This window comes from Serpentinimonas sp. SMBJO2, from assembly GCF_056341105.1.
In genome coordinates, this window is the sequence record NZ_CP150628.1 from 1,130,240 (window position 1) to 1,148,604 (window position 18,365).

21 protein-coding genes and 3 pseudogenes are annotated in these 18,365 nt (G+C 66.9%); 17 read left to right on the top strand and 7 right to left on the bottom strand.

Annotation, left to right across the window (positions count from 1 at the left end):
* Positions 1–4: 4 nt before the first annotated feature.
* The 4 genes from AAAZ40_RS05130 to AAAZ40_RS05145 are packed head-to-tail and all read right to left on the bottom strand — an operon-like array spanning position 5 to position 2,914.
* A complete protein-coding gene (locus AAAZ40_RS05130) occupies positions 5–568 on the bottom strand; it encodes a pilus assembly PilX family protein (RefSeq protein WP_476661482.1) in 564 nt (187 codons plus the stop codon).
* Positions 565–1,728 (bottom strand): PilW family protein, encoded by a 1,164-nt coding sequence (locus AAAZ40_RS05135; protein ID WP_476661483.1) that lies wholly within the window; start codon positions 1,726–1,728, stop codon positions 565–567. The genes AAAZ40_RS05130 and AAAZ40_RS05135 overlap by 4 nt, the downstream gene beginning before the upstream one ends.
* Before the next feature lie 14 nt (positions 1,729–1,742).
* Complete coding sequence (gene pilV / locus AAAZ40_RS05140) at positions 1,743–2,309, bottom strand: type IV pilus modification protein PilV (protein WP_476661484.1); 567 nt, start codon at positions 2,307–2,309, stop codon at positions 1,743–1,745.
* Positions 2,306–2,914, bottom strand: coding sequence for a GspH/FimT family pseudopilin (locus AAAZ40_RS05145; RefSeq protein WP_476661485.1), 609 nt, complete (start codon positions 2,912–2,914; stop codon positions 2,306–2,308). Before AAAZ40_RS05145 ends, pilV begins: the two co-directional genes overlap by 4 nt.
* A 421-nt stretch (positions 2,915–3,335) precedes the next feature.
* Between AAAZ40_RS05145 and AAAZ40_RS05150 the strand changes: the two genes are divergently transcribed.
* The 14 genes and pseudogenes from AAAZ40_RS05150 to AAAZ40_RS05215 form a co-directional block, all read left to right on the top strand.
* Positions 3,336–4,211: a methyltransferase domain-containing protein gene (locus AAAZ40_RS05150; RefSeq protein ID WP_476661486.1), complete on the top strand. Its 876-nt coding sequence runs from the start codon at positions 3,336–3,338 to the stop codon at positions 4,209–4,211.
* A gap of 105 nt (positions 4,212–4,316) precedes the next feature.
* Entirely contained in the window at positions 4,317–4,979 is a 663-nt protein-coding gene (locus tag AAAZ40_RS05155) for a hypothetical protein (protein WP_476661487.1), read from the top strand.
* Positions 4,976–5,128 (top strand): hypothetical protein, encoded by a 153-nt coding sequence (locus AAAZ40_RS05160; protein ID WP_476661488.1) that lies wholly within the window; start codon positions 4,976–4,978, stop codon positions 5,126–5,128. The genes AAAZ40_RS05155 and AAAZ40_RS05160 overlap by 4 nt, the downstream gene beginning before the upstream one ends.
* Before the next feature lie 9 nt (positions 5,129–5,137).
* A complete protein-coding gene (locus tag AAAZ40_RS05165; RefSeq protein WP_476661489.1) occupies positions 5,138–6,628 on the top strand; it encodes a Fic family protein in 1,491 nt (496 codons plus the stop codon).
* A gap of 82 nt (positions 6,629–6,710) precedes the next feature.
* Positions 6,711–7,319 (top strand): hypothetical protein, encoded by a 609-nt coding sequence (locus AAAZ40_RS05170; protein WP_476661490.1) that lies wholly within the window; start codon positions 6,711–6,713, stop codon positions 7,317–7,319.
* A 36-nt stretch (positions 7,320–7,355) separates the two neighbouring features.
* A complete protein-coding gene (locus AAAZ40_RS05175) occupies positions 7,356–8,006 on the top strand; it encodes a hypothetical protein (protein WP_476661491.1) in 651 nt (216 codons plus the stop codon).
* Positions 8,003–8,644: an SCO family protein gene (locus tag AAAZ40_RS05180; protein ID WP_476661492.1), complete on the top strand. Its 642-nt coding sequence runs from the start codon at positions 8,003–8,005 to the stop codon at positions 8,642–8,644. The genes AAAZ40_RS05175 and AAAZ40_RS05180 overlap by 4 nt, the downstream gene beginning before the upstream one ends.
* 310 nt (positions 8,645–8,954) lie before the next feature.
* A complete protein-coding gene (locus AAAZ40_RS05185) occupies positions 8,955–9,386 on the top strand; it encodes a pilin (protein ID WP_476661493.1) in 432 nt (143 codons plus the stop codon).
* 134 nt (positions 9,387–9,520) lie between these two features.
* On the top strand, positions 9,521–11,065 hold the full coding sequence (locus tag AAAZ40_RS05190; RefSeq protein ID WP_476661494.1) for an O-antigen ligase family protein: 1,545 nt from the start codon (positions 9,521–9,523) through the stop codon (positions 11,063–11,065).
* Positions 11,066–11,348: 283 nt separating this feature from the next.
* Complete coding sequence (locus tag AAAZ40_RS05195; RefSeq protein ID WP_476661495.1) at positions 11,349–12,392, top strand: Rpn family recombination-promoting nuclease/putative transposase; 1,044 nt, start codon at positions 11,349–11,351, stop codon at positions 12,390–12,392.
* A 134-nt stretch (positions 12,393–12,526) separates the two neighbouring features.
* Positions 12,527–12,712: pseudogene (locus AAAZ40_RS05200) on the top strand (type II toxin-antitoxin system MqsA family antitoxin); the annotation flags it as partial.
* 79 nt (positions 12,713–12,791) lie between these two features.
* Complete coding sequence (locus AAAZ40_RS05205) at positions 12,792–13,835, top strand: Rpn family recombination-promoting nuclease/putative transposase (protein WP_476661495.1); 1,044 nt, start codon at positions 12,792–12,794, stop codon at positions 13,833–13,835.
* 112 nt (positions 13,836–13,947) lie between these two features.
* Positions 13,948–14,058, top strand: a pseudogene (locus AAAZ40_RS05210) (type II toxin-antitoxin system MqsR family toxin); the annotation flags it as partial.
* Positions 14,057–14,170: pseudogene (locus tag AAAZ40_RS05215) on the top strand (type II toxin-antitoxin system MqsA family antitoxin); the annotation flags it as partial. The pseudogenes AAAZ40_RS05210 and AAAZ40_RS05215, both read left to right, overlap by 2 nt.
* Before the next feature lie 2 nt (positions 14,171–14,172).
* Here AAAZ40_RS05215 and AAAZ40_RS05220 read toward each other — a convergent pair.
* Together AAAZ40_RS05220 and AAAZ40_RS05225 are read right to left on the bottom strand one after the other, a co-directional pair.
* Positions 14,173–14,448, bottom strand: a complete 276-nt coding sequence (locus tag AAAZ40_RS05220) for a hypothetical protein (protein ID WP_476661496.1) — start codon at positions 14,446–14,448, stop codon at positions 14,173–14,175.
* A gap of 280 nt (positions 14,449–14,728) precedes the next feature.
* Complete coding sequence (locus tag AAAZ40_RS05225; RefSeq protein ID WP_476661497.1) at positions 14,729–14,992, bottom strand: hypothetical protein; 264 nt, start codon at positions 14,990–14,992, stop codon at positions 14,729–14,731.
* Here AAAZ40_RS05225 and AAAZ40_RS05230 point away from each other — a divergent pair.
* Positions 14,991–15,602: a DUF6088 family protein gene (locus AAAZ40_RS05230; RefSeq protein ID WP_476661498.1), complete on the top strand. Its 612-nt coding sequence runs from the start codon at positions 14,991–14,993 to the stop codon at positions 15,600–15,602. The two genes, AAAZ40_RS05225 and AAAZ40_RS05230, sit on opposite strands and share 2 nt — an antisense overlap.
* A complete protein-coding gene (locus tag AAAZ40_RS05235) occupies positions 15,595–16,296 on the top strand; it encodes a nucleotidyl transferase AbiEii/AbiGii toxin family protein (protein WP_476661499.1) in 702 nt (233 codons plus the stop codon). Before AAAZ40_RS05230 ends, AAAZ40_RS05235 begins: the two co-directional genes overlap by 8 nt.
* Before the next feature lie 51 nt (positions 16,297–16,347).
* On the opposite strand, the gene AAAZ40_RS05240 is transcribed toward AAAZ40_RS05235, so the two are convergent.
* A complete protein-coding gene (locus tag AAAZ40_RS05240) occupies positions 16,348–17,382 on the bottom strand; it encodes a CDP-6-deoxy-delta-3,4-glucoseen reductase (RefSeq protein WP_476661500.1) in 1,035 nt (344 codons plus the stop codon).
* 69 nt (positions 17,383–17,451) lie between these two features.
* Between AAAZ40_RS05240 and AAAZ40_RS05245 the strand changes: the two genes are divergently transcribed.
* Complete coding sequence (locus AAAZ40_RS05245; protein ID WP_476661501.1) at positions 17,452–18,357, top strand: NAD-dependent epimerase/dehydratase family protein; 906 nt, start codon at positions 17,452–17,454, stop codon at positions 18,355–18,357.
* The last annotated feature ends 8 nt before the right edge of the window (positions 18,358–18,365 follow it).

The window sequence follows — 18,365 nt, forward strand, 5'->3', positions numbered from 1 at the left end:
CTCCTCATTGGGCGGCATAGATCGACTGCACGATCACCGCAGCGCGGCCGTCGGCTGGGTGGCTGCGCGCGGTGATGCGGTAGCGCTCGCAGTGCAGGTTGAGTGTGGGCTCCTGCGGGTTGCAAGGAAAATTCGAGCCCAGGTGCTCGACAAAAAACTGTGGCGCGCCCGCGGCCAGCGGCGAGACCGCCGTGGTGGCGTTGTGCCAGCCGGTAAAGCTGTCGTTCATCCAGCGTGCGTCGTTGCAAGCGGCAGCGGGCGCTGAACACAAGCCGTTGACGCAAGCGCCGTTGTTGAGGTTGGTGCAACTCATGGCTTGCGTTGGGAAAGCGCCATTCGCAGGGTTGGCGAGCGACTGCGCGTCGGCCAGCGCCTCGCCTTCGCGCAGCGCGGTTTCGGCGGCCTGGAAGGCGAGGTTGCGGTCAAAGGTGTTGGTCGCCATGCGCTCTTCTGCCGTGAGCATGCGCACCGAGGTCACGCCCAGCAGCGTGACCAGCAGCAGCATGATGAGCGCCATCAGCAGCACCATGCCGCTTTGGGTGTGGGGGCGGTGGGGCAGGGTGTTCATGGCAGGCGGTTGCGCAGACCGACGACAAAGGGCAGGGTGCGGGTGATGCCTACTCCACCGACCCCAACCGCCTCGGCGGTGTAGTAAGTCAATTCCAGCCGCACCGCCTGCACCCGGTTCCAGTCGTTCACCGTGGTGGCCGCGACATAGCTGCTGCCCAGCGCGCCCGCAGCGCTGCGTTCGAGGTAGAGCAGTTGCAGGTTGGAGACGTTTTCGATCATCTCCTCGGGTGCGTTGGCCTGCGCCGTGCCGGCCGCATTGCCCAGCGCAACCCGGTACAGCGAGGTGCCGCCACGGCCGTTGAAGCCGATGTACCAGGCGTGCGCTTGCAGCCGGGTCAGGAAACCGCCGGCGGCAAAGGAATGGTCGCTGCCTGCGGTCGTGCAGTCGTGCGGTGGCGCGCTGGAAAGGCCCAGTTCCTTGCGGCAGTTGCCCGGACTCACGGCAGCGCCGGTGTTGTGCACGATGGTGGTGTTGGCTTGATTGGCGTTGCTCACCTGAAAAATGGCAGCCTGCCGCATGTCGCAGGCGAGCACGATGTCCCCATCCTGGAGGCCGTGCTGATTGCGGTCGACTTGCAGCTGCGCCGCAGGCGGGTTGTGGCTGACGACGCTGAGTGCGGCCTCATTGCTGCCCGACCACACCACCACCGCGTCGGTGCCCGCCACGCGGTCGAGCGGGTTCAGCCCAAAAGCGCGTGCAGGCAACTGATTGACCGGGTTGGCTTCGTCCTGCTCGTAACCCCGCAGCCCTTGGCCCCACTGGTGCCACCAAGTGCCGGCGGGCGCTTGAACCACATTGGCCACAGGCAAGCGGCTGCCGCAGGCAATGCCGCCGGCTTCGCGCAGCTCGCGCCCGAGCAGCTCGAACGCCAGGCGCGCGTTTTCGTTGATGCGCGCCATGTTCTCCACTTGGCGGAAGGTTTGGTGGTTGGCCAGATACAGCCCGCCCACGGCCCCGATCAGCAGCAGGCCCAGCAGCAGCGCCACCATGACCTCGATCAGCGTCAGGCCGCGCTGGCGCAGCGCGCCAGCGGCGCCGTGGCGCGGGTGCGGGGGCTGGGTTGGCCAGCGGCTCATTGCGCCACGCGCCGCCGCCGGTGCCTGCAAGGGGCGCCGGGTGTGCAGGGAGCGGGCGGGGCGGGCGGTGGGGGTGTGCATGGTATGTGGGCGGGCTATAGCTGGCTGACGATTTCGACCATCTGCGCCGCCGCGCCCCCGGTGCCGTGGGTATCGTCCCAATAGACGCGCACGGTGCAACTGGCCGACCCGCCCCCCGCTACGCAGGCCACCAGGCCGCAGGTGGTGTTGGCATCGCCCAGCGTGGCGCGCATGGCCAGCAGCCAGGTGCGCTGGTCGTGCGTGACCAGGCTGGTGTCGGCTGGGGGGGTGCAAACCGGCACATCCGGCGTAGCAGGCGGACCGGGCATGCCCAGTGCCCCCAGGTCGTACTGGCCCGCAATGGCGTCCTCGCGGTTGGCGCGCATGGCGTCCATCATGAAGTGCGCCAGCATCGAGGCTTGGCTGCGCTGCAGCGCGCTGTGGTTGTTTTGCAGCGCGTTGATCTGCATGGCCGACATGCCCAGCAGCCCAAAGGTGAGCAGCAAAAACGCCACCAGCACCTCGATCAGCGAGGCTCCGCGCTGGCGCTTGGCCGCAGCGGCCCTGCGCAGCTGCGCAGCAGAGTGCAGGCAGCCCAGCCGGTGCGCTGCGCCCAAGGGAGGAGTGTGGGCGGGGTTCATGGCGTGCACGAGGTGAAATTGGCGCGGTTGTCGTCTTCGGGGATGCGGTCGGCGTTGCTGTCGGTGGCCAGGCGCGGCCGGCTGGGCGTGACGACGATGGCGCGCGCCTGCAGCAACTGGTTGTTGTTGCAGACGATCAGGTGCCCGGTGTCGAGCGCCTGCCCGCGCGCGTTGAAGCGCACCCGCTGCGCCACCCCGTCGCTGCCGCGCAGCGTGAGCCCGGGCCCGAGCGCGCCCCAGGTGCGCAGCACCGCATCGGCTGGCACGGCCGGCGGCCCGGCCACCGCGGGCGAGACCGCGCCGTCGCCGTTGCGGTCGTGGAACACGATCCAGCCGCTTTCCCAGCCTGCGGGGCTGCCGCAGGCGGTGCCGTTGGCGCTGCGGCACAGCGTCACGGTGCCGTTGAGGCGTATGGCTTCGGAGCGCGCCAGTTGCAGCCCCATCATCAGCTCGTTGACGGCGCTGTTGATCCGGTTGCGCTCGATCATGGCGCGAAAGTTGGGCGCGGCCAGCGCGGCCAGAATGGCCACGATGCCCACCACCACCATGACCTCGATCAGGGTGACGCCACGAACGTGGCAGCGAAGGCGGTTCAAGGCACACATGCGCGCATCATAAGGTTGCACCGGCGCGTGTGCGGGCCGCCAGCCGACGAACGGCGCTTTTGGGCTGCCCAGCGGTAGTCGTCTGCAAGGGGGGCGGTGCCCGTGCACAATGCACACTGTTTCAGGCAGCAAACCAAATGAAGCCCCACATGCCAAGCATACCCCTCGAGCAGCCTAGTGCAGTGTCTCGCAAATACCTCGACATGAAACCGCGTCTTCTTGCGCCATGCCGCGTTGCAAGCCCTTGCCATATGCACCATATGGCTGCGGGCTTGCGCCTTGCCTGGCGCAAGAATCCATCGGCTTCATCCTGTCAAGCCATTTGCGAGACACTGCACTAGCGCTTCGAACCACACCGGCGGCCTGCGCACAGCGCGCCCTGCCACTGCCCTGCCCACTACCGATTTTTAAGACCCCAGCCATGACCGAGCCTGCCCCCACCGCGGCCCAGGCGCACGCCCAAGCCCAGCCCGGGCTCGACCCGCTGGCTGCCCAGCGCTGGCGTGCCCTGGAGCGCGCGCAAAGCCCCTGGCTGCACGAAGAGGTGGGGCAGCGCATGGCGCAGCGGCTCGACTGGCTGCTGCAGCCGCCCGCCACCTGGCTGAGCTGGCACCCGGCGCTGGGCGGCTGGCGGGCGCAGCAGGCGGTGGCGGCGCGCTGGCCGCAGGCGCGCCTGCACCTGCTCGACGAACAAGGCCGGCTGCAGCCGCCGGGCGCCAGCCCAGCGCCCGCCCCCATCGCCCCCGGACAGGCCGATCTGCTCTGGGCCAACATGGCGCTGCACCTGTATGCCGAGCCGCAAGCGCTGCTGGCCTGCTGGCACCGCTGGCTGCGCCCCGATGGGCTGCTCTACTTCTCGAGCCTGGGGCCCGACACCCTGCGCGAGCTGCGCCCGCTCTATGCTGCACGCGGCTGGCCGCCGCCGCACCAGCCCTTTGTCGATATGCACGACTGGGGCGACATGCTGGTCGAGAGCGGCTTTGCCGCCCCGGTGCTCGACACCGAGCGCATCGTGCTGTGCTACCCCAGCCCCGAACGCCTGCTGGCCGACCTGCGCGCCTTTGGCCGCAACCTGCACCCGCAGCGCCCCGCCAGCCTGCGCGGCCGCGGCCACCGCCAGCGCCTGCTGGCCGCCATCGGGCACGAGCTGCCGCGCACCCCAGAGGGCCAGTGGAGCCTGAGCTTCGAGATCATCTACGGCCACGCCGTGCGCGCCACCCCCCGCGTGCCCGTGGCCGCCAGCAGCAGCGTGCCGCTCGAGCAGATGCGCCAGTGGCTGCGCCAAGGGCGTGGCTAGGGGATCACACCCCCAAGCCCCTTCAAGCCCCGCCGAAGCGGGCCGCTGTGCGCCGTACCAGCCCCTTTTGCCCAAACTTTGCCCAAACTGGGCTGCAGCGCTAGAATGGACGCGACCACCGCAGCAGGGGCCAAGCGCATGACAACCGATACCGAACACACCAGCTGGGACGACCTGCGCGCCATGCTGCGCGCGCTGGCGCAGCAGTCGGCCGAGACCGATGCGCGCATGAAAGAAACCGATGCGCGCATGCGCGACACCGATGCACGCATGCGCGACACCGACGCGCGCATGAAAGAAACCGGGCGCCGGCTGGACCAGCTCGGGCAGCAGATCGCCGGCCTGGGCGACAAGTTTGGTTACTTCACCGAGGGCATGGCGCTGCCGTCGATGGAGCGGCTGCTCACCGAGCGCTTTGGCATGGAAAACATCTCGCCCCGGCACCGCGTGCGCCGGCTGGGGCGCGAGCAGGAATACGATGTGCTGGCCTGGGCCAACGGCGAGGTCAACAGCGTGGTGCTGGTCGAGGTCAAGAGCCGCGTGCGCCCCGAGGCCATCGAGCAACTGCAAGAGCAGATCGAAACCCTGCCGCTGCTGCTGCCCGAACTGGCCGGCAAGGTGCGCCTGGGCATTCTGGCCGGGGTGGACTGGCAGCCCGAGGTGGAGCAAGCGGCCCAGGCCGCCGGCCTGTACACCGCGCGCATCCACGACGAGATGTTCGAACTCACCACGCCCAGCGGCTTTGCGCCCAGGCGCTGGGGCAAATGATCAACCCACAGCTGCCAAACACACCCAAGCCTGGGCACCCCCGCCGCACCCTGCTGCACGCGCTGCTGGCCGTGGGCGCGCAGGCCGAGCGCCTGCAGGTGCGGTTCGTGAGCCTGGACGGTGCCACACAGGAACCCTGGCCGGGATAATGCATTTCCATGAACTATCAGCGCATCCAGCCGTTCCCTGCACCCAACGCCTACGAGTTCCCAGAGCTCCGGGCCTTGTCGTCCGTGTGGCATGAACGCAGGGCCGCGCTCGAGGAAGATGGTGCCTACAAAGAGTTCATCAAGAAGCTCCAGCGAGAGTGGGCCATTGAGACTGGAATCATCGAACGTCTGTACACGTGGGACCGCGGCGTCACGGAAGTTCTCATTGAACAGGGTATTGAGTCCTCGATCATTGTGAACCGAGGAGGCGTGTCCAAGCGGGATGCCGAACACATCCAGACACTCATCAACGACCACCTGGGTATCGTCGAAGGTCTTTTCGGCTACATCAAGGGCGAAGAGCCGCTGACTGAGTACTTCATCCGCAGCCTGCAGGCGCAGTTCACGGCACATCAGGACTACACCGAAGCAGTCACGGAAGCGGGCGATCTCGTGCGCGTCACCTTGCAAAAGGGTGAGTACAAGACCCTTCCGAACAATCCGCGCCGCCCAGACGGTGAAGTGCATCCATATTGCCCTCCAGAGTGGACCAAGGAAGAGATGGAATCTCTCATCCGCATGTATCGCGCAGCGGAAGCGGACTACATGCCAGAGCTCAAGTCGGCCTGGCTGCATCACCGCTTCACGCAGATCCATCCGTTTCAAGACGGCAACGGTCGCGTCGCGCGGGCGCTTGCATCGCTGGTGTTTCTGCGGGAAGGGCTCTTCCCGCTTGTGGTGCGCGAGTCTGACCGTAAAGCGTACATCGGTGCGCTGGAAACAGCCGACGCCGGCGACCTCGGGCCGCTCGTTGCGTTCTTCGCGCGCCGTCAGCGCGACGCGATTCTCAAGGCGCTTGGGCTTGAGCAGCAGGTTCAACAAAGCAAGTACGCCGAGCAGATTGTCGCGTCTGCCCTCGAACTCCTGCGCGGCCGCTTTAACCGCCAGCAGCAAAAGGTGTCAGCGGTTTACGAGCATGCCGACAAGCTGTACGCTCAGGTCGAGCAGAAGTTCCGTGAGCTTGCCACAACCCTTGATCCTCAGCTGCGCTCGCTTACGCCGCCGCAGCGTCCCGAGGGCCAGTACCAAGCGCGTTCAAACTCTGCCGACAACGCATCAGGGCAACATCGCCACTACTTTCAGAAGCAGATCGTCGAAATCGCAAAGCGTTTTGACTACTTTGCAAACCTTGAGCGCTTTCGTGCCTGGGTGCGTCTCACGCTCACCACGGATCAGGGCTTCGACTACGTGGTGAGTTTCCATGGATACGGGCCCGGCGATACCGGGATCCTGGCGGCGTCTGCGTTCACTTACATGAAAGCGCCGCGAGAAGAGGGGGGGACGGAGCCGGTCGCTCTTCAACCCGCTGCGACGGAGCTTTTTCAATTCAACTATGCCGAGTCGTTCGAGACGACGGAGAAGCGCTTCGCAGAGTGGCTCGAAGCGTCCATGGCGATTGCGCTTGCAGAATGGAAGCGGTCTCTCCAGACCGGCGTGTGAGGCTTGGTCTTGCCCCACATCTTTGCCCAAACTGGGCTGCAGCGCTAGAATGGACGCGACCACAGCAGCAGGGGCCAAGCGCATGACAACCGACACCGAACACACCAGCTGGGACGACCTGCGCGCCATGCTGCGCGCGCTGGCACAGCAGTCGGCCGAGACCGACGCGCGCATGCGCGACACCGATGCACGCATGCGCGACACCGACGCACGCATGAAAGAAACCGGGCGCCGGCTGGACCAGCTCGGGCAGCAGATCGCCGGCCTGGGCAACAAGTTTGGCTACTTCACCGAGGGCATGGCGCTGCCGTCGATGGAGCGGCTGCTCACCGAGCGCTTCGGCATGGAAAACATCTCGCCCCGGCACCGCGTGCGCCGGCTGGGGCGCGAGCAGGAATACGATGTGCTGGCCTGGGCCAACGGCGAAGTCAACAGCGTGGTGCTGGTCGAGGTCAAGAGCCGCGTGCGCCCCGAGGCCATCGAGCAACTGCAAGAGCAGCTCGAAACCCTGCCGCTGCTGCTGCCCGAACTGGCTGGCAAGGTGCGCCTGGGCATTCTGGCCGGGGTGGACTGGCAGCCCGAGGTCGAGCAAGCGGCCCAGGCCGCCGGCCTGTACACCGCGCGCATTCACGACGAGATGTTCGAGCTCACCACGCCCAGCGGCTTTGCGCCCAGGCGCTGGGGCAAATGATAAACCCACACCTCCACAGCAGCAGGGGCCAAGCGCATGACAACCGATACCGAACACACCAGCTGGGACGACCTGCGCGCCATGCTGCGCGCGCTGGCGCAGCAGTCGGCCGAGACCGATGTGCGCATGAAAGAAACCGATGCGCGCATGCGCGACACCGACGCACGCATGCGCGACACCGATGCGCGTATGCGCGACACCGACGCGCGCATGAAAGAAACCGGGCGCCGGCTGGACCAGCTCGGGCAGCAGATCGCCGGCCTGGGCGACAAGTTTGGTTACTTCACCGAAGGCATGGCGCTGCCGTCGATGGAGCGGCTGCTCACCGAGCGCTTCGGCATGGAAAACATCTCGCCCCGGCACCGCGTGCGCCGGCTGGGGCGCGAGCAAGAATACGATGTGCTGGCCTGGGCCAACGGCGAAGTCAACAGCGTGGTGCTGGTGGAGGTCAAGAGCCGCGTGCGCCCCGAGGCCATCGAGCAACTGCAAGAGCAGATCGAAACCCTGCCGCTGCTGCTGCCCGAACTGGCTGGCAAGGTGCGCCTGGGCATTCTGGCCGGGGTGGACTGGCAGCCCGAGGTGGAGCAAGCGGCCCAGGCTGCCGGCCTGTACACCGCGCGCATCCACGACGAGATGTTCGAACTCACCACACCCAGCGGCTTTGCGCCCAGGCGCTGGGGCAAATGATAAACCCACACCTGCCAAACACCCCCAAGCCTGGGCACCCCCGCCGCACCCTGCTGCACGCGCTGCTGGCCGTGGGCGCTGGCGGGCTGCTGGCGGCTTGCGGGCCGCGTTCGCCCTTTGCGGGCATCGACATCACCGGCGCCAGCTACGCCCAGGGCTTTGACCTCACCGACCACAACGGCGTGCGCCGCACCCTGGCCGACTTCAGGGGGCAGGTAGTGGCCATGTTTTTTGGCTTCGTGCACTGCCCCGACGTCTGCCCCACCAGCATGGGCACCCTGGCCCATGCGCGGCGGCTGCTGGGCGCGCAGGCCGAGCGCCTGCAGGTGCTGTTCGTGAGCCTGGACCCGGCGCGTGACACGCCCGACATCATGCGCGCCTACATGGCCGCTTTCGACCCCAGTTTTTTGGCCCTCTACGCCCCCGAGGCCGAGCTGCCCGCGCTGGCGCGCGCGTTTCGGGTCTATTTCAAGCGCGTCGAGGGCAGCACCCCCGACAGCTACACCATCGACCATTCGGCTGGCAAGTTCCTGTTCGACACCCAGGGCCGCGTGCGCGTACACCACGCCTTTGGCAGCAGCGCGCAGGCCATTGCCGCCGACGTGAAGCTGCTGCTGGACGAGCCTGTGCGCGGCTGATGCGGGCAGTGGCTGCACCGGGTTGCTGTGCCAGCTTGCTGGACATCAAAATTTAACGTCAAAATTTGATGTGGTGGCGGCCCAGGTCAAGCCCATTGTGCGCCCAGCCCGCCCCCACCCGCCCCGTGTGCGTCCCTGAGATCCCCTGCGCTCCCCGGCGCGCCCCGGTGCGCCCCGGTGCGCCCCGGTGCGCCCCTGCCGCTACCCAGCCTGGCACGAAAACTGCTTGAGTATGCGCAGCCTCAAGCCCCTTGAGGTGGGTTTTTAGGCTCAACCTGTGTTTTTCAACCACTCCTGGAGGGAACTTCCCATGAAACGCGTACAACAAGGCTTCACGCTGATCGAACTGATGATCGTCGTGGCCATCATCGGCATTTTGGCGGCGATTGCGCTGCCGGCGTATCAGAACTACGTTTCTCGCTCAAAAGTTGGAGCTGCGCTGGCAGAAGTCAGTGCTGGCAAGATTGGCGTCGATGAACTGATGATGCGCGACAGCGCGGCTGATGATGCTGTGGCACGAACTGCATCGGGTTTGCCAACTGCTGCTACAGCCCATTGTGATCATGATGTCGCTGTACAAGGTGCTGGCGCCGCGACTTTGATCTGCACCATCCAAGGCGGGCCAGGTAACGTAGTAGGCGATACGATCACCCTGACACGTGCGTCTGCTACCGGGCTTTGGACTTGCACCACCAACGTACCTGCTGAATTTAGGCCGGCGGGTTGCGGCGCTGGCACCTGATGCCCCAGCATTACCAGACCCCAGGCGCTCAGCACCTCCTGCGCTGGGGTCGGTGACCGCTGCCCCGGTAGCCAAAGCCGCCGCCATGTGACCGTGGCGGCGGCGCTTTGTCTTTTCCGCATTGGGGCCGGCCCATGAACGCTGCAGCGCTGTTGCACCAGTTTCAGCCCCAGGGTGCCGGGCGTGGGCGCGCGTTGGGGCTTGTATGCTTGTATACCGCTTGCGCCGTGGCGCTGTTGGGGTCGCTGGTGCTGCTCTTGCCGCTGGGCAGTTGGCACGACCAGCAACGTTTGCTGCTGCAACTGCCCATCGTCGTCGCCGTGTTGCTGGGTTTGCAGCAGCGCTGGGCCGCGCCGCCCTTGGGGCTGGGCTTGGCCGTACTGGGCTTGGCCGCTTGCGCGGCGGCAGCGCTGCCAGCGCTGGCCCTGATCGAGTGGGCGCAACTGGCCGGCGTCGTGCTGCTGGCGTGGGCCTGGGGGCGCGGTCTAGCCGCCTCTACCCTGGGCGCGCGCTGGTTGTACGTGGCGGCGCTGCTGGCGCTGCTGTTCTGGCTCCAGATCGGGCTTGCGCTGCTGGCCGCTCTGCACCACGGGCACGCCCTCAACTCCTGGTGGCTGCTGCCGGGTTTTGACAACATCCGCTTCTTCGGCCAGTCAGCCGCCGTGCTGCTGCCGCTGTTGCTGGGGGCCTACGCGCTGGCGCGCCTGCAGCGCCTGCCGCAGCGTTTGGTGGCAGCGCTGTGGCTGCTGCTGGCGCTGTGGTGGACGGCGCTGCTCATGAGCGAATCGCGCGCCGCGCTGCTGGGTGCGCTGCTCACGCTCGCGCTGTGCGCTGCCGTGCCCACGCTGCGCCGCGCCTGGCTGCGCCCCTACGCCGCCAGCGCGGTGCTCGGCGCGTGCGTGTACGCCTTGCTGTTCGTGCTCCTGCCTGCGCTGGGCTGGGTGGAAGCCACATCGAATGTCGGCGACCGCATCAATCAGACCCTGTTCAGCGCCAACCCGCTCTCCAGCCGCGAGGTCTTGTGGTTACAGGCGTGGGAGCATTTTCTGCAGCACCCTTTGCTGGGCGTGGGGCCGATGCACTTTGCCTACTTCCCCAACCCGGTGGCGGCGCACCCGCATTCGCTGCCGCTGCAACTGCTGAGCGAATGGGGCCTGCCGTTCACGCTGCTGCTGGCCTGGGCGGCGTGGCGCGTACTGGCCCCCGGTTGCGTGCTGGCTTGGCAGCAGCCCCCCAACACCGAAGCGGCGCTGGTGCGCGCCGCCTGCCTGCTGGCGCTGGCGAGCGCAGGCGCGGTGTCGCTGTTCGACGGCAACTTCGTCATGCCTTACCCGCTGCTGCTGTTTGCGCTCGCGCTCGGGGGTTACTGGAGCACCCTGGGCAGCGCCTCAGCACCCGCGAGCGACACGGAACCCGCCAGCGCTGCCGTGGCAAGCCACGAAACTGCGCGCCAGGGCGCAGCCAGCCCCAGCGCTGCCCGCTGCTGGCGCTGCTGGCGCTGGCGCCGCTGGGCCAGCGTGGCCCTGCTGGCTACTGTGGGCCTGAGCAGCGCCGTGCTGGTTCCGCTCGACTTTGCCCTGCGTCTGCCCCTGAGCCTGGAAGACTTCCAAGCCTACCAAGGCGGCCCCTTCCAGCCGCGCCTGTGGCTGCAAGGCGTCATCGCCTGGCCGCGGCCTTGAGATCTGTGCCTGCACGTGGGCCTCGGTCAGGCTTGCAGCGCGTTTGCACGCCCGCTTGGGCTGCGCGGCCTCGCCCAAGTGCGAGCAGCCGTTGTGGCTGTGGCGCAAGGACGCAAGCTGGCTGCTGCGTTGGCTGTCGCTGACCGCGTGTCATCCTGCGCACCTCAAGCGTGTCATCCTGCGCGCAGTCGCAGGATCCATCCATCACCCACACGCGGCCATGGACTGCCGCGGCTGGGCTGCGCTCCACGCGCCAATGACAGCAGCTATCATCCCCAGCACCATGGCCCACCCCAACCACGCCCACGACAGCGGCTACAAGCTGCTGTTCTCGCACCCCGAGATGGTGCGCGACCTGCTCACCGGCTACCTGGGCGGCGCCTGGTTGGAGCAGGCGGACTTCAACACCCTGGAGCGCGTCAACGCCAGCTACGTGAGCGAGACCGAACGCCAGCGCCACGACGACATGGTCTGGCGGCTGCGCGTTGGGCAGCAATGGGTGTGGGTGTACCTGTTGCTCGAGTTCCAAAGCGAGCCCGACCCCTGGATGGCCTTGCGCATGATGGTCTACGTCGGGCTGCTGTCGCAACACCTGGTCAAGGAGGGCGAGCTGCAAGACGGGCTGCTGCCCACCGTCGTGCCCCTGGTGCTGTACAACGGTGCAGTGCCCTGGAAATCTGCCACCGACGTGGCCGACAGCTACGCCCCCAGCCTGCCCGGGCTGGAAGCCTACCGGCCCCAACTGCGCTACCACCTGGTAGACGAAGCGCGGCTCAAGCTGCACCCCCTGGACGAAGTGCGCAACCTGGCCGAAGCGCTGTTTCGGCTCGAACGCAGCCGCACGCCGGCCGACATTGCGCAAGTGCTGGCCGCGCTGGGCCAGTTGCTGCAAGGCACGGCCATGCAACCCTTGCGCCGCACCATCAGCGTGTGGGTGCGCCTGCTCTTGCGGCGCAAGGCACCACGCGCTAACATAGACGAAATCGACACCATCAACGACCTACTGGAAGGCAGCGCCATGTTGGAGCAAACCATAGAACGCTGGTTCATTGAGGCCACCCAGAAGGGGGTGCGCCAGGGCTTGCAGCAGGGTATGCAGCAGGGTATGCAGCAGGGTATGCAGCAGGGTATGCAGCAGGGCTTGCATCAAGGTTACGCCAAGGCGCTGGCCTTGCAATTGCGCCTGCGTTTCGGCACCGTGCCGGACTGGGCAGATGCGCGCCTGGCGCAGGCCAGCGAAGCGCAACTGACGGACTGGATGGGCCGCATTTTCACGGCGGCGTCTTTGTCTGAGTTGTTGGGCCCAAACGACCCGGAGCGAGAATAGGGGCCGGACCAATAAGCAAACGTCGTCTGGCGCGCCCCAAGCCATGCCCACGACAGCGGCTACAAGCTGCTGTTCTCGCTCCCCGAAGTGGTGTGCGACCTGCTCACCCCCCGCCGACTTTTACAAGAGCATGACGACTGAATGCTGCCTACGTCGATCCTGCCTACATCGCCCAGGTGCGCCGCAAGCTCGACCTTGACCAGCGGCAGGCCGCTGAGCTGTTCGGCGGAGGTGTCAACGCTTTCTCGCGTTACGAAAACGGCAAGACCAAGCCGCCGCTGGCCGCGTGTCATCCTGCGCGCAGTCGCAGGATCCATCCATCACCCACATGCGGCCATGGACTGCCGCGGCTGGGCTGCGCTCCACGCGCCAATGACAGCAGCTATCATCCCCAGCACCATGGCCCACCCCAACCACGCCCACGACAGCGGCTACAAGCTGCTGTTCTCGCACCCCGAGATGGTGCGCGACCTGCTCACCGGCTACCTGGGCGGCGCCTGGTTGGAGCAGGCGGACTTCAACACCCTGGAGCGCGTCAACGCCAGCTACGTGAGCGAGACCGAACGCCAGCGCCACGACGACATGGTCTGGCGGCTGCGCGTTGGGCAGCAATGGGTGTGGGTGTACCTGTTGCTCGAGTTCCAAAGCGAGCCCGACCCCTGGATGGCCTTGCGCATGATGGTCTACGTCGGGCTGCTGTCGCAACACCTGGTCAAGGAGGGCGAGCTGCAAGACGGGCTGCTGCCCACCGTCGTGCCCCTGGTGCTGTACAACGGTGCAGTGCCCTGGAAATCTGCCACCGACGTGGCCGACAGCTACGCCCCCAGCCTGCCCGGGCTGGAAGCCTACCGGCCCCAACTGCGCTACCACCTGGTAGACGAAGCGCGGCTCAAGCTGCACCCCCTGGACGAAGTGCGCAACCTGGCCGAAGCGCTGTTTCGGCTCGAACGCAGCCGCACGCCGGCCGACATTGCGCAAGTGCTGGCCGCGCTGGGCCAGTTGCTGCAAGGCACGGCCATGCAACCCTTGCGCCGCACCATCAGCGTGTGGGTGCGCCTGCTCTTGCGGCGCAAGGCACCACGCGCTAACATAGACGAAATCGACACCATCAACGACCTACTGGAAGGCAGCGCCATGTTGGAGCAAACCATAGAACGCTGGTTCATTGAGGCCACCCAGAAGGGGGTGCGCCAGGGCTTGCAGCAGGGTATGCAGCAGGGTATGCAGCAGGGTATGCAGCAGGGTATGCAGCAGGGCTTGCATCAAGGTTACGCCAAGGCGCTGGCCTTGCAATTGCGCCTGCGTTTCGGCACCGTGCCGGACTGGGCAGATGCGCGCCTGGCGCAGGCCAGCGAAGCGCAACTGACGGACTGGATGGGCCGCATTTTCACGGCGGCTTCTTTGTCTGAGTTGTTGGGCCCAAACGACCCGGAGCGAGAATAGGGGCCGGACCAATAAGCAAACGTCGTCTGGTGCGCCCCAAGCCACGCCCACGACAGCGGCTACAAGCTGCTGTTCTCGTACCCCGAAATGGTGTGCGACCTGCTCACCCCCCCCCGCCGGCTTTTACAAGAGCATGACGACTCATGCCGATCACCGTATCTGGCAGGATGTGTACCACGCCAAGACAGCAAGCCGCGCGGAGGTGTACCTGAAGCTGACGTGAATCCACCACCATCCCGGCGGTGACGGGTGATTTTTGTCCGGCTTGTGGCGAGGCCATCTTGAACCGCGAACACGGCGACCGTTACAGCGAACTGCTTGGTCTGTTCCAACGTGTTCACGGCTGAACGCGCTGGCACTGCAGCGTGCGCGGTTGTACAAGGAAGTTGACGCGCAACGTGTTCCCGCGCAACTGCGCTTGCACGCCGTAGCCGGCAAAGTGCTCCCGTTGCCGGGTTGGAGGCACGGGGTGCAGCTCATGGTTTTGCCCTTCGAGCCGGATGGAAACCACCCCTTGCACGGGGAAATACCGCCAGTCCAGGCGCTCGCCGTGGTCGCACTGGAAATACGAGCGCGTAAAGGGCGCAGGCGGAACCGGCGGCGCGTCGGGCATGGCCGCGTCTGCAGGCAACGCGGCACCGTCAGGCAGGGCAGGCGCTGGGGCTGGTGCGGCTGGTGCGGCTGGTGCGGCTGGTGCGGCTGGCGGGGCTGGCGGGGCTGGCGGGGCTGGCGGGGCTGGCGGGGCTGGTGCATGGGGCGCGTCGCAGCCAGCGAGCAGCAGCGCGGCGCTCAAGCCCACGCAGCAGGCAGCCCACACGGCGCCAGGCCGTGCAGGCGAACAAAGGTGGCCAAGGCAATCTTGCATGGGTGCCAGCTTAACCCAAAACCCGCTCTTATGGCCCTTGCAGCCCCTTGCCCCGTACCGCCTTCGCATCTGGAGTGAATGGCTTGATCCGACGCGAGGCAGGCGCGTGCCCGCGAGCGATCGCCTTGGCTTCTTTCAGGCTTTGCACCAAGTCAGCGAACAATGTTTTTTCCATCTTGTCATTGTCCCCGAACGCAGCGCCGTCATGGCCCGCGCGGCCAGCGTGGCCGAGAGAGCCAGCCTTGCCAAATGTTAGATTTTTAGCTAAACTATCTAACAATGAGGCAAGCATGAGCACATCACAAGCCATCCGCGAGCGCATCGCGGCCCAACCTGCTGGCGCACCTTTCACCCCAGCGCTGTTTGCTGGCTTGGGTACGCGCGCGTCCATTGACCAGGCCTTGATGCGCCTGACCCGGCAAGGGCGCATTGAGCGGCTCGGCCGTGGCCTCTACACCGTGCCCAAGGCCAGCCGCTTGGGTCTGAAGACGGTGCCCACGCCGGAAACGGTGGCGCTGACCGTCGCTGCCGCCGAAGGTGCCTCGATCGAAATTCACGGGGCCGAGGCCGTTCGCCGCTTTGGCTTCAGCACCCAGGCGCCGGCCCAGCCGGTGTACTACACCACCGGTTCGTCGCACACCGTGCGCATGGGCAAGTTGCTGGTGCGGCTGCAGCACGTGGCACCGCGCAAGCTCGCGCTGGCCGGTCGCCCGGCGGGCCAGGCCTTGTCTGCGCTCTGGTACTTGGGGCGCTCGCAAGTTACGTCGGCTACGTTCGAGCGTCTTGCTGTCCTGCTGCCGCAGGCAGAGTTCGAAGCCTTGCGCAGCGCCAAGGCCTCCATGCCGGCCTGGATGCTCGAAGCCCTGCGCCGCTACGAGGAAGGCGCGTGGGCGCATGACTGACACCCGGCGCGAGCACTATTTCGAGCTGAGTGTCAGCGATCAGGCCGATGTGCTCCTGAGCCTGGCACCCGTGTTGGGCCGTCGGGCCGAGATCCTCGAAAAGGACATCTGGCTGTGCCAAGTGCTCGACATCCTGTTTCAGTTGCCGTGCCGCAAGCCCATGGCATTCAAGGGCGGCACCTCACTGTCCAAGGTCTACAAGGCGATTGACCGTTTCTCCGAGGACATCGACGTCACCGTCGATTACCGCAGCCTGGTGGCGGACGCCCCCGAGCTGGAATCGATGACCAGCCACAGTCAGCGCGGCAAATTGTCGGACGCACTGCAGGCAGCGCTCACGGCGCACGTCACCGACGAGTTGGCGCCGGCCTTGCAGGCAGCGCTGGCCACGGCGCTTCCCACGCAACCCACCAGCCTCAAGCTCAGCGCTGACGCCGAAAAGTTGTGGGTGTTCTACCCCAGCGCAGTGGAGAACACCGACAGCTACGTGCGTCCGAGCATCTTGATCGAGTTTGGCGGTCGCAACTCGACCTTGCCGCAGAGCACGTTGGCCATCACACCGGATATTGCCGAACACGTCCCCAACCTGGCGGCGATCGTGGAGCGCCTGCAGCGGCTGGAAGCTGAAATCAATGGCATGGCCCGCGCGGCCAGCGTGGCCGAGATGCGCCAGGCCTGGGACACACACCCTTGAGGTCCGTGCCCGCCCGCGTCTGTGGTTGCAAGCTTTGCTTGGTGCACCCAATCAGACCCCCAGCTTGTCAGCCTCCGAGGTAAACGCATCGGCATAGAACTCGTGCTCGGGCAGGCCGGCGGCGGCAAAGTCGCGCCGCGCCGCCTCCACCACCACCGGCGCGCCGCAGGCGTACACCTGGTGGCCCGAGAGGTCGGGGAAGTCGGCCAGCACGGCGCGGTGCACGAAGCCGCTGCGCCCGCTCCAGCCGTCTGCGGGCAGCGCGTCGGACACCACCGGCACGTAGCGCAGGTTGGGCATGTCGGCGCACTGGCTGGCAATCCAGTCGTTCAGGTACAGGTCGGCCGGGCGCCGGCCGCCCCAGTAGAGGGTGATCGGGCGCTCGCAGTTGAGCAGGCGCAGGTGTTCGATCAGCGCCTTGATGGGCGCCATGCCGGTGCCCGAGGCCAGCAGGATGATGGGCTTGGCGCTGTCGGCGCGCAAGTAAAAGCCGCCCAGCGGGCCTTCGATGCGCAGGATGTCTTTCTCTTTCAGGCTGCCAAACACCTGGTCGGTGAACTTGCCGCCGGGCAGGTGCCGGATGTGCAGCTCCAGCCCCGGCGCGACCGCTTGCAGGTGCGGCGCGCTGGCCATCGAGTAGCTGCGCCGGCTGCCGTCGCGCAGCAGCACGTCGATGTACTGGCCGGCGTGGTACTGGAAGCTGTCGCTGGCGGGCAGTTGCAGGTGCACGATCATCACGTCGTCGGTGGCGCGCTGCAGGGCTTTGACGCGCACCGGCAGCTTTTTCACCGGGAAGGCGTCGACAGCGCCCACCTGTTTGGATTCAAGCACCACGTTGCTGCGCGGCTGGGCGCGGCAGGTGAGCACAAAGCCGGCCGCCTGTTCGGCCTCCGACAGTGCCTTGGGCTGAAACGCGCCGTGCTCGACCGTGCCACTGAGTTTTTTGCATTTGCACGAGCCGCAGGCCCCGTCTTGGCAACCATAGGGCAGGGCCACGCCCTGGCGGATGGCGGCAAGCAGCACGGTTTCGCCGCTTTCGGCGCTAAACTGGCGGGCACTGGGTTCGATGGTGATGGTGTAGCTCATGCGGGCGCGGTTCCTGGGATGGGGCCGGTAGCAGCCAAAACCGCTATTTTCTCAAATTGGATGGCGCACATGACCATGCTGGGGGCTTTGCCGGCGCGCTTCAGGCGCCAACGGGTGTTGATCGTGGGCTGCGGCGACGTCGGCTTGCGCTGCGCGGCGCTGCTGCGGCCGGGGCGGCGCGTGCTGGCGCTGACCTCGTCGCCCGAGCGCCTGGCGCTGCTGCGCGCCCAGGGGGTGGTGCCGCTGCTGGGCGACCTCGACGACCGCGCCAGCCTGCAGCGCCTGGCCGGGCTGGCCACCAGGGTGCTGTACCTGGCGCCACCGCCCAATGCGGGCGCGGCCCCCGCCGACCCGCGCAGCCGGGCCCTGGCGCAGGCGCTGGGGCGGCGCAGCCGGCCGCGCAAGCTGGTCTATGGCTCCACCAGCGGCGTCTATGGCGACTGCGCCGGCGCCTGGGTGAGCGAGACCCGCCTCCCACAGCCCAGCACGGCGCGGGGGCAGCGCCGGCTGGCGGCAGAGGGCACCTGGCGCGATTGGGGCCGCTGGCGCGGGGTGGATGTGTCGCTGCTGCGCATACCGGGCATTTATGGCGGCGGCCGCCCCGGTGGCGCGCGCGAGCGCCTGCTGCGCGGCACGCCGGTGCTGCGCTCGCCAGACGACGTGTACACCAACCACATCCACGCCCACGACCTGGCCCGCGCCTGCGTGCGCGCGCTCTGGTGGCACGCGCCGCAGCGCTGCGCCCACGTCTGCGACGACAGCACGCTGCGCATGGGCGACTACTTCGACCTGGCCGCCGATCTGTACGGCCTGCCACGGCCGCCGCGCATCAGCCGCGCCGAGGCGCAGGAGCGCCTGAGCCCGATGCTGCTCAGCTTCATGAGCGAATCGCGCCGACTGCACAACCAGCGCCTGAAACGCGAGCTGCGGCTGTGCCTGCATTACCCCACGCCGCAGCAGGGCCTGTTGGGGTAAATCCGGGT